Below are 10480 nucleotides of genomic sequence, written 5' to 3'. Positions count from 1 at the left end.
GCCCCCTTGGAGACCCGCATGCTGGGCAGATTACAGCGGTGCCTTGCGAGCGGTCCCGCATGCGACACTCTCCCGGGCTGCCCGGGTCGCGAGAAGGGCTGCATCGCAAACTCCTACCCATCTGATTATGAAAGAGTTTATGTGACGCGAGGGGTGCCCGGGGGATCGCCCACCACTGGACCCCTCGCCCGCCAGAGGCGCGTTAGCGCCCACACCCGTAACGCTACACGATGGTGGGCTCGCGCTCCACCGGCTCGAACGTCTTGCCCAGGCTGGTGACTTTGGGCTCCACCCGATCCGCGGGCCCAACCTCCAGCAGGACGACGTGATCGACGTCGTGCTGGATGATTCCGTCGAGCAGGGCGATCAGCTCTGCGTGCCGCTTTTGCGATAACCGGCACTGGAAGACGGACAGCTGCAGCCACTCACCGTAACCTTTCATGATCTTGAAGACCCGGCGCCAGCGTTTCTGGTCACGGATATCGTACGCGACCACGTATAAGCGCTCCTCCATGGCTCACCTCGTGGTGAAGTTGGGGTAGTCCATCAGCTCACCGAGCAGGAAACGGCCTAGCAGACGTGCCTGCAGCTCCAGCAGCCGACGGTAGCTGATCCGATAACCGAACAGCGGATGGGTCACCTCCTGGGACAGGCGGCGCTCGTACGCCGCGATGAACCGCTTCCGTCCATCCGGGGTGAGATTCACGCCGGACCCGGCGGCGATAAAATCACTCGGGCGCACTTCCCCGTTGTTGATCGCCATGAGAACGGCGGAGTCAGCCAGCAGCGGTCGGAACGGCTCCATCATATCCAGCGCCAGGGCCGGGCGGCCGTAGCGGGGCTGATGGTAAAAGCCCCGGTACGGGTCGAATCCGACCGCGGAGAGGGTCACCGACCAGGTCCGCGTCAGCAGCGAGTAGCCGTAGGAGAGCATGGCGTTGACGGGATCCGTGGGCGGCCTGCGGTTCCGAGTCGTGAAATCGAAGGGTAGCCCGTCACTCTCGCCATCCCGCCTGATCAGGCATCGGAACCGGCCGAAGTAGATGGCCGCCGCATTCCCCTCGATGCCCAGCAACTCGGCCAGGCTGCGGGCTCGTTCCGCTTGCTCAGCCAGGCGCTTAAGCTCGCGCAACGGTTGACGGTTGTCGTCCTCGCTCCGCCAGTTTCGCCGCATCATCACGCGGCTGTTCACGATCTTGGCGCGCACGAGTCCCCGCGCCAGGCGCAGGCATACCTGCTCATCGAAACTGCCACGGTATTGGGCCGTTCGCAGCTCCACATTCTTGTGGCCGAGGCCGCTTGTGTGCCCCAGGAACCACCCGCCGTAGGAGTGCCAGGTTACCGGGATCTCGCGACGCATCAGCTCGTGGAGGGTCGGCGTCGTGATATACGTGTTCCCCATCACCACGACCTGGGAGATGTCGATCAGACGAGGCAAGGCCTGGCGCTCGTCCTCGACACGAACCTCCAGGTTCTCCCCTTTTTTGGCGATCTTGGCCCGGTTGGCCTGCACGTAGAGCGGCAGCGCCTCGTCGCGAGCGACGGCGATGGGGCGCAGCGGTTGATCATCCTGCCGGCGCAGGAAGTTGACCTCATCCGGAAGGCAGATGGCTACCAGGGAGCAGCGGGGGCACTTGGGGCTATCCTCCAGCGGCGGTGGTATCCGGCCCCCGGCCGCCAGCAAACGCAGGCCGTTGATTGCCGAGAGGGTCTGGTTCCTGAGCGCTGCATCGAAGGGCACCGAGACCCGCTCGCGGGACCCGATGAAGTAGAGGTAGCCGCTCGGGCACTCGTATCCATGCTCTTCCAGGAGCAAGCCCTGGGCGCACAACTGGACGAGCTCGGGCTCGTAGGCGCCTTTGGCCACGTGGGGGCGCTTACCCCGCTTGTAATCCACCGGGGTGACCTCGCCATCCCCGTTTCCCTCGACCAGGTCCATCTTGGCGATCAGGCCAATCTGGTTGGAGGAGAGCGTGATGGATCGGGCGTGGATCCGCTCGCCTTCTTCGGCGTCACCCCCCGCTGGCAGCGGATCCTTGCTGCGCCGCCCGCTGGTCTGGGCCTGATCGACCCGACGGTGTCCGTATCGCCCCTGCACGGTGTCCGCCGAATCGGCCCACTCGCCCTGGACCCACTCCAGGTAGGCGAGCCGCGGGCAGTAGACAAACTCGTTGACCATCCGAGCCGGCAGCAACGGGACGTCGGCGGTGAACTCCGGAAACGGCAGGGGTAGTTCCTGCTGCTGGGGGCCATCGGTGTGTTCCGTCACGGCACACCTCCTGTGTCATGGGATCGAGCCCGGGCGCAAACCCTTCCCCCGCGTCACGAAGATCTCCACGCCACCGAGGCGGACGGCTACGTGAATGATCCTTTCCGTCAGAGCCTTCTGGCGCTTCTTGCACCTTGCGCATAACCACTCGGCCGTCCACGGCTAATAGCAGGCGCTAGACGTCAATCATGCGTTGGCCGAAACAACCCCAACCCAAAATGACACCCAAACCCCAGCGCCACCGGACCATCAACCGGCTCCGGGAAGGTGATGCGCACGAACTGACCCCGGGTGTCCGGCTGCCGCAAACCCGCCTTGCTGCGGAAGCGGTGGAAATGGACGGGACGCCGCGGGCGCCCGTCCGGGCCTTCCCAGCGCGCCTGTTCGATACGGACCTCGGGCTCCGGCCAGCCGCGCTCCCGGCACTCGCGGGCAATCTGCTCGGCGACGCCGAAACGCTTCTTGGCGTACCAGGGGTGGAGGTACGGCGTGACCGAGGACCAGGTCCGCGCCCGGCCCAGATACGAAGACTCCAGCCCATCGGCAGTACCGCCCCCCTCGAACAGCACTTGCCACTCGCCACCGTCCCGCTCCCAGAGCCGGGTGATGCGATCCAGCGCGAGGAGCGCCTCCGCCGAGAGGCCATCGGGGGCGTGGACCAAGACGTGGTCGATCTTGCCGTCCCCGTCGGCGTCCTCCGGCAGGTAGAAGGCGTGGCCGTGGCGGTTACCGGCGGGCAGGCCGTGACCCGAGAGCACAGCGGGCACATGGCCGCCGTTGGCCTGCTTGGCCTTCTCGATGGCCGCCAGGCGCGTGATCTCGCCGATCCGGACCGCGTCTTCCAGACGGGGGAGCGGCTTGCCGGCCAGTGCCAGGCGGGCGGTGGTGGCGTGCGCTCGGCGTCGGGGGCGGCGTGCAACCCGCCCTCCGCGCTGGGTGAAGGCATCGGAGGGACGCTGGTAGAGCACCGGCCGCGCCCCCGGGGGCTGGCTCCAACCAGCCCGCTGCAGCTCCGACGTCTCCAGGCGGAGGGCATCCAGGAAACGCTCCGGCAGGGTGGCAAGGATCTCGCGCTGGGGCTTCTTCAGCTTCTTGGCATCCAGGCCGTGGGCGTCGATCACGGCCGCCCGCCAAGGTGGATAATCCTCCGGGGGCGCAGGGGCCATCAACCGGACCGGATCCAGCGCCTCACCCGTCTCGGGATCGACGGAGAGTTCCGCGGGATAGCAGTCCAGCTCGCCCTCCCAGCCCTCCAGGCGCCGCGCCTCCACCCAGCTTTCGGCGCGGCCTAAAAAGCCCAGATCGCGGAGGAGGTCATCGAGCAGCGCGCGCTCTTCCGGTTCCAGGGTCACATCGGACCAGTGGGCGATAAGCTCGGCCTCCGGCTCCAGGCGCAGGAAGGCGTCGAAGATCAGCGAGGTGTCCTCACGACCGCTTTTGAAACGGCCCTGGGGCATGTAGTGGCGGCTGTGGGCGCGCACGCCGCGCGGGAGTCGGTAGCGGGGAAGCGTCCCGGCCAGCCGCTCCACCAGCGCAGTGAGTACCGACTCGGGGTGGCGTTCGGTGTCGGCCTTACGGTGCCAGGTGGCCACCAGCGCGCGCAGGATGCGCCAGGGCGACGGCGGCCACTCCACCTCGGCCTCGTTGACGTGCCGGCCCCAGGGCGTGGCGTGGTAGCGCCCGGCGGGGAAGCGGAAGGCGATGGTGACCATGGCTACTTCCTGTAGGTGACTTCCGTGATCCGCGGGTCATTGAGGAGACCTTCCTGGCCCACGGCCTCGATCAGGCCCGGAAGCGCCGCTTCCAGGTCGGTCAATGCGGGCACCTCGAAACCCTCGGGCCGAGTCACCCGCAGCGCCTGGCACTCCAGGTCGCAGGCAGTGCGCAGCCGCAGCCCCGCCTCGAGGAAGCGCTGCACCTTGAACAACGCCAACGCCACCAGCAGCCGCTCCGCCGCCTCGCCCAGGCGGAAGGCGCGGATCTGCGCCAGGTCCAGGTTGAAGTAGGCGGTGATGCGCGGGGCGACATACTCGTCGCGGGCGTAGGGGACGTTGCCGAAGCCCTTGGAGGTATCGCCGCTCGGATCCACGGTATCCACCTTCACCCCGCCGCTCGGGGCGACCTGGACATCCTCGGCCTCGATGAAGGCCGAGAGCGCCCGGGGCAGCCGCAACCGACCGCCCGCGAGCTCCTTCTTAGCCAGGAACACCCCGTGCAGGGCGGCGTTGGTATCCACCCGCACCAGGGTCTCGGCGAGCTTGCGGATATCCACCCGGCCCTGCTCCATGCCGGCCAGCTCCTCCTTGAGCATATTCAGGACCGTGGTGTCCTTGCCCTCCAGGATGTAGGGCGAGTTCAGGCGATGCGCCTCAAGCACGGAAGTGGTCAGCAGCTCGCCGTTGGCGTTGCTGACACGGACATAGGGCAATCCTTGTAACGGCGCCACCCAGTCCTCGCTGGCGTCGTCCCAGCACACCGCCTCCAAGCGGTTGGCCATGCTCTGGGCCGACTCCACCAGCAGTATCCGGCCGTTGCCGTCGGGCGCGGGGTACTCGGCAGCGCCCAGGTCGGGGAAGCCGGTGGGCTGGAATCGGGTCCCCTGGAGGGGCTGCAGGTCCGCCTCCAAGAGCAGGCGTGGCGTGTCCGCGAGGGTGTCGAGACTGAGGGGCATAGCAGGACTCCTGTCAGTGGTTCTCGTTGGTTTCGGCGGCAGCGGGCTCAGTGACGCTACCCGGCGCTAGCGCCTTCAGGGCGGCATCGGAGATCGGCACCATGAGCGCCGCCAGCAGGCGGCGGCCATCAGCGATTCCGGGCGCCACCTGCTGGAAGCCGGTGCCGATGCCGGCGGCGCGGCGACGGCGCCGCCCCAGCTCCAGGGCGCCGGCAACATCATGGGCCTCCAGACGGCGGAGGAGATCCGCCTTGAGCGGCAGCGCTCGATCCGGCGGCAGCACCCCGGCACGGCGGAGCTGCTCGTCGGTGCAGAACAACGGCTTGAGCAGGCGGTAGGCGGCGGGCAGGGGCGCCTCGCGCTGCGCTCGCGGCGGGCCTGGCGGGATCCGTACCAGCATCAGTCCGAGCAGGAGCTCGGCCAGGCGCTGCTCATCCAGATCGCCGCTGAGCCAGGCAGCTACGTCGGCCAACGGGGCGGTTCGGGAGCCCCGCAGCGGCTTGTCGGCAAGCTCGCCCTGGTGGGCCTCGAGCAGGCGGCGATGCAGGGTGGCGGCCAAGTTGTCGGCCAGCGAGGCACCGACGGCCCAGGTGACGGTGTGGGTGTCGTCCGCGGCCCAGCTCGGATATCGGCTTGCCGTCTCCGGGGCGAGATGAGCGCGCATGGGCATCCGCTCGCCCGCCTTGCCATCGCGCCCATGGAGCCCGGCCAGGGCGGCAGCAAGAGCCAGCTCCGGACTGCCATCGTCGGCGCGGGTGAGCCACTGCGCTGACAGCGCCGGCACCGGCGGGCACGCCTCACGCGCTTTCGGGCTGCGCGCCAGGTGGAGCTGGATGGCGCCCAGCACGGCGAGCAGCCGGCGCACGGCGGGAGCCGTGTCGTCACGACGCGTAGCCAGCTCGAAGACCGCGTCCTCCAGGCGCCGGGCCAGGGAGGCCATCCGGTTCGCACCATCCCCGCGCGCATGACGGCGGAAGCGATCCAGCCAACCGCCGGCATCCAGCTCGTCGATCAGGTCGGCTGCCGGGTTGCGTTGCACGGTGACGCGGTTGAGGGGCGTAGCAAAATAGGCCTTTCCCGAGCGCATCAGAAAGGCGTAGCGCTGAAAGCCTTCCAGTCCCCGTTCCACGCCGAGATGCGAGACCGCCCGCACGAAGTCCAGGCCATCACGGGCAGGCCGGCGCCCCAGGGTGACACGCCCCTCCGCAAGGACACCCTGCAACTCGGCAAGCCCCACTGGCGCGCTCCACAGGGGCGCCCAGAACTCAGCGCGTGCGTTGTCCTCGTCGCCCAGGGCGGCGCCGCCGCTGCCAGCACCGGTGGCGCGTACGGTGAAGGGATAGCTCAGCGCGCCGGGGGTGGAGCCTTCCAGCCGGCGCGTGGCCGTCGCTGCAAACAGCAGGGCCCCCTCCAGCATGAGGGTGAAGTCCCACGGATTGACCAGCGGCTTATCGATGTCGAAACCGGCCGTCTGGTTCGGACCACCGGCCTCCCCCGGAGAGAACTGCCCCACCTTGGCGGTGGGCAGACCGGGCCCCGCGCGGTCGAAAAGGGCCTCGTCCAACCAACCGACCGCCTCTGGCCGGGCCTGACCAGTTTCCGGATCCAGCAGGGCAACCAGCCGCTGCATGAAGTTGTTGGTGAAGTCTAGCCGACCGTCGTTACCCCCGGTGCCCAGAAGGGGCGGATAGTGCGGGCTGTCCTCGGTGAGCAAGACCGCGGCGTCCAGCCAGGCCAGCGCCGCCTCGGGCAACTCCGCTCGGAGCTCCGCCAACAACGCTGCCTTGTCGTCACCGGCCGGGCGCTCTTGATAGCCGTGCGCCTTCAGTATTCCCTGAACGCCGGTGATGGTGGCACGCAGCGGATCGAGCCTCTGCGCGGACGCGTTGGACAGGGGCTCGATACCGTCCTGGTTGTCCTTCGGATAAAACCCGCTGCCACCGTTCCAAGGCGCCAGGATCGGCGTCGGCCGATATTCCTCCAGAAAGAACCGCTTCAGTTCCTCCGCATCCAGCCGGCTCTCCAGGACGAACTGCTCGTTCTGCCAGCAGCCGCGGGCCTCCGGGTCGGCCTGCTCGACGACCAGGCGCAGGATGCCCAGGGCCTTGAGGTAGCTCGCCAGAGGGACCGGCGTGCAGCCGGGCAGCGGTGTGGCATGGTAGGCGTCAGCGGCCTGGTAGTCGGGTGCGGGCTCTTCGACCATAGGGCTCCCCCGTTGTGTACCTTCGAGGGACCGCCGTTTGGCAGCCTCGGCCAGCGCGTCCGCGACGGTGTGCATCTCCTCCTGAGCGGCGAGAATCTCCTCCAGTGGCAAGGCCGCCCAGCGACGGAGCTCCACTCGTCGTGCGCCATCCCAGGTGGCGGCTTCCCACGGATCATCTCGACCCTTGTCCCGGTCATTCATCGTCGTCCAGCCTCATGCGCAGGTGCTCCACGTCGATTCGGTCCTGATCACGACCAGCCGCCTCCTTCATGCGGATCAATGATTCGAGGCGGACAAAGCGCACGTCGATGGTGCCGTAGAGCGGTTTCCGTAACGCGGCCGCGTACTCCTCGGCAAACGGGAACGGCTCTTCCACGAAGATGTCGATCGGGGTATCCGGATAGCTGTCGCTCCAGAGCTGGAACACCTGCATGTGCTTTTCCTCGATCCAGCGGCGACGCTGGTCGGGGTCGGCGAACTCGCGGCTGTCGACGGGCACCGCAGGGCGATACCCCAGCCCCTCCAGCACATCCATGGCGCGCAGGACATTGTCGGTAACGAGCTCGATCACCAAGTCCACATCCTTGGTGTAGCGCAGATAGCCATGGGCGTTCACCGCGAGTCCACCGGCGACCAGGTAGCGCACCTCCGCACGTTCCAGCGCCTCGGCGATCGCCTTGAAACTCTCCAGCTTCATGCCTCCCCCTCCCGCGCCGACGCGCGCCAGTCGGCGATGCGCAGCAGCGCCTCCAGCCACGCGAGCCGGAAGGGGCCGTGCGCCTCCAGCAGGCGGCGGGTGCGCTCGCTCCAGGACGGGCCCTGGGGGCCGCGCCCCAGGCGCATGAGATCCAATCGTAGCTCGGTGGCGGGCAGGGACTCCGGTCCCGCCTGAAGCGCCGGCAGGCGATCGCCGTGCCACACGCCGCGGGCGTACAGCCGGCCGGTGTCGGCAGCGTCCGGGGGCTCCGGCTCGTTGGGCAGGGCGCGCAGGCCAAGACGGACACGCCCGTGGTGCGCGGCGATGAGGTAGGCGATCAGATCCCGCTCCGCGGCCGATCGCTCCGGGGCGCCGTGCTCCAGCCACGCCAGCGCCGAGGCGAGCTCGTGGCGGAGACCGGGCCGTGGTTCCCGCCGGCCTTCTGGATCCAGCCGGTGGTAGTCCGGCCGACCGCCGCCGGTAGACTTGGCCCACGGGCCGTCCGGATCGTCGGGCGTGGCACCGATGCCGCGCTGGAAGGCCTCGTGGGCCTTACCCACGTCGTGCCAGTAAGCGGCAGTCTCCAGCAGCGCACGCTCGGCCTCATCCAGGGCCAGGGCGTCGGCCAGCTCCCGCGCAGCCGCAGCGACGTGGTCCAGATGGTCGGCCAGCGCGACCGCCTGCCCGGTGGCGGTCAGCCGGTCGTCGCCGTAGCCCTCATCGGCCTGACTGCCAGCGGCCTCGGCGATGACATCGACTGGGGCGGCAGCGCCCGCCACGAAGCCGCGGTGGGGATCGTACCCCCCGTCGCCGGCGGCCAGCATCAGGGTCTGGCCCGGACGGACCTCCTCGGCGCGGCGAACCGGCGTCCAACCCCCGTGCTGGTGCTCCCCGGCCAGCGGGTCGAAACGCCAGGCCGCTGGCGCTTCGCGATGGACCGCCTTTTTCCGCGCCGCGGGGAGCTTTTTCATAAGATGCTCCTGAACCTGCGTGACGGAGGCCGGACAGAGCTCGGCGCGCTCGGGCGCCGGCTGCTGCGCCGCGCCCTCGCGATCCACGTCGCGCCAGAAGAGGTGCACCTGCGGCGTGCCGGTGTCGCGGATGTAGGGCGAAACATCCACGTCGAAGCCGGAGAGGTCGGGATCGGTATTGAACAGCTCCAGCAGGTCGCGCCGGCGGAGCACCTGGGCGGCGGCCGGCGGCTCGGTGACCGGGGGCAGATCCTGTGGAGCGGCGGACGGGGCCGCCTGGAGCTGCTCCCGGGCGCGGCTCAGCGACTCCGGCGCGTAGGGTAGCGCCACGCCCTTGGCCGTCTCGTCCATGTCGATCCAGTAGACGCGGGCATCTGCAAACCGGCCGGCGCGGTTGCAGCGGCCGAAACGCTGCACCAGGGAGGCCCAGGGCGCCAGCTCGGTGAAGAGCACGCGGCTGTCGAGATCAACCCCGGCCTCCACCGCCTGGGTGGCGATGACGATCCGCCCGCCCCCCTGTGGCGCGTGGTGCAGCTGCTCCTCGATCGCCGCGCGCTCGGCCGGGCGGAAACGCGCGTGCAGAAGGAGCCGATCGGCGTCGGCGTCCGCCAGGGCGTCGTAGAGCCCCTGCGCCCGCTCGACGCGGTTGACGATGACCAGCGTCTGCTCGCCGGGGTGGTGGGCGGCACGGATCTCATCGGCCAGGGCGGCGACGTAGGCGTCCTGCCCCTTCTTCGTAACATCATCGAGGCGAGTGGCGGCGGCCTCCAGCGCCTTCGGGGCGCCCACGCGGGCGGCCACCGCTGGCTCGGAGCGATCCGTATCGTCCAGCGTCAGCCGCGCCACCCCATCCTGGCGGTGGCGGCGGAAGTCCACGGTATCGAGCCACTCCGCCTGCAGGGTGGCGGAGACCCAGATGCTGCGCGCCGGCCCGGCCGTATCGAGATCCCGCCGGAAGGCCTCCAGCTGCGCGGTGGTGGGCAGGGCCGGGCCCATCAGCTGGACCTCGTCGAACACCCACAGGGCGTCGTTGTGCAGCAGGGCGTGGTGGACCGGCCACTGGTAGCGGCTCATGCCGTAGCCGCGCATCAGCGCGCGGGAGAGGAGCATGTCCTGGGTGCCCACCAGCACGGCGTCCTGCTCCGGATACGCCGCCCAAACCCCGCGGCGCAAATCTGCCTCACCGCCCATCAGCGCATGCACGGCCACCCGATCCGGTTCCCCGGCATCGCCGAGCACGCCCAGGCGACTGAGCCAGTTCCGGATGTTTTGGACGGTCTGCTCGACCAGCACCCGCATCGGCAGACACCAGACCAGCCGTCGTGGGGTCTCGGGATCGGGCGCCTCCTGCAGCCCATCGGGCCGGATACCGCGGCGATGCGCCCACGCCAGGGTGACGGCGGCGGTCTTGCCCAACCCCGTAGGAACTTCGAGGCATTCGGGCCAGGAGCCCTCAGCGAGGCGGCGCTGGTAGGGGTAAGGACGCCGCGCCTGGCCGAGCGCGGCAGCGAACAAGGTGTCGTAACTCATTCAAGCTCTCCCTAGCCGGCGGGTCAGCCCACCCAGGCACATCCCGACGCTATCCTGAAGCGACGACAGATGGCGTCGCGACCAGCACGAAAACCTCTGTGGGATCCACATTACCACCCACCGTCACAGGGATTAAGAA

The 10480-nt window shown here is 69.0% G+C and carries 7 protein-coding genes; all 7 read right to left on the bottom strand.

The window, feature by feature from the left end:
* Positions 1-223: 223 nt before the first annotated feature.
* The 7 genes from cas2 to cas3g all read right to left on the bottom strand — a co-directional run bounded on the left by cas2 (position 224) and on the right by cas3g (position 10341).
* Positions 224-514, bottom strand: a complete 291-nt coding sequence (cas2, locus tag LRA98_RS07540; protein WP_238633422.1) for a CRISPR-associated endonuclease Cas2 — start codon at positions 512-514, stop codon at positions 224-226.
* A gap of 3 nt (positions 515-517) precedes the next feature.
* Positions 518-2269, bottom strand: coding sequence for a CRISPR-associated endonuclease Cas4g/Cas1g (cas4g/cas1g, locus tag LRA98_RS07535; RefSeq protein WP_238633421.1), 1752 nt, complete (start codon positions 2267-2269; stop codon positions 518-520).
* Between the two features lie 182 nt (positions 2270-2451).
* The gene (gene csb2, locus LRA98_RS07530; RefSeq protein WP_238633420.1) at positions 2452-3981 is read right to left on the bottom strand and encodes a type I-G CRISPR-associated protein Csb2; all 1530 of its coding nucleotides are present in this window, start codon (positions 3979-3981) and stop codon (positions 2452-2454) included.
* A gap of 2 nt (positions 3982-3983) precedes the next feature.
* Complete coding sequence (cas7g, locus tag LRA98_RS07525) at positions 3984-4940, bottom strand: type I-G CRISPR-associated RAMP protein Csb1/Cas7g (protein ID WP_238633419.1); 957 nt, start codon at positions 4938-4940, stop codon at positions 3984-3986.
* 13 nt (positions 4941-4953) lie between these two features.
* A complete protein-coding gene (gene cas8g1 / locus LRA98_RS07520; RefSeq protein WP_238633418.1) occupies positions 4954-7143 on the bottom strand; it encodes a type I-G CRISPR-associated protein Cas8g1/Csx17 in 2190 nt (729 codons plus the stop codon).
* Positions 7144-7336: 193 nt separating this feature from the next.
* Entirely contained in the window at positions 7337-7840 is a 504-nt protein-coding gene (locus tag LRA98_RS07515; RefSeq protein ID WP_238633417.1) for a nucleotidyltransferase family protein, read from the bottom strand.
* Entirely contained in the window at positions 7837-10341 is a 2505-nt protein-coding gene (gene cas3g, locus LRA98_RS07510) for a type I-G CRISPR-associated helicase/endonuclease Cas3g (protein ID WP_238633416.1), read from the bottom strand. The genes LRA98_RS07515 and cas3g overlap by 4 nt, the downstream gene beginning before the upstream one ends.
* Positions 10342-10480: the final 139 nt, after the last annotated feature.

It is taken from the genome of Halorhodospira sp. M38, from assembly GCF_022227985.1.
GTDB classification, from domain to species: Bacteria; Pseudomonadota; Gammaproteobacteria; order Nitrococcales; family Halorhodospiraceae; genus Halorhodospira; species Halorhodospira halophila_A.
Note: the sequence above shows the minus strand (reverse complement) of the source record. Positions and strands in the feature narration are given on the sequence as shown.

Coding starts and splice junctions, on each gene's coding strand:
- cas7g (WP_238633419.1), bottom strand. CDS start 4,940: ATGCCCCTCAGTCTCGACACCCTCGCGGACACGCCACGCCTGCTCTTG.
- csb2 (WP_238633420.1), bottom strand. CDS start 3,981: ATGGTCACCATCGCCTTCCGCTTCCCCGCCGGGCGCTACCACGCCACG.
- cas3g (WP_238633416.1), bottom strand. CDS start 10,341: ATGAGTTACGACACCTTGTTCGCTGCCGCGCTCGGCCAGGCGCGGCGT.
- cas8g1 (WP_238633418.1), bottom strand. CDS start 7,143: ATGGTCGAAGAGCCCGCACCCGACTACCAGGCCGCTGACGCCTACCAT.
- LRA98_RS07515 (WP_238633417.1), bottom strand. CDS start 7,840: ATGAAGCTGGAGAGTTTCAAGGCGATCGCCGAGGCGCTGGAACGTGCG.
- cas2 (WP_238633422.1), bottom strand. CDS start 514: ATGGAGGAGCGCTTATACGTGGTCGCGTACGATATCCGTGACCAGAAA.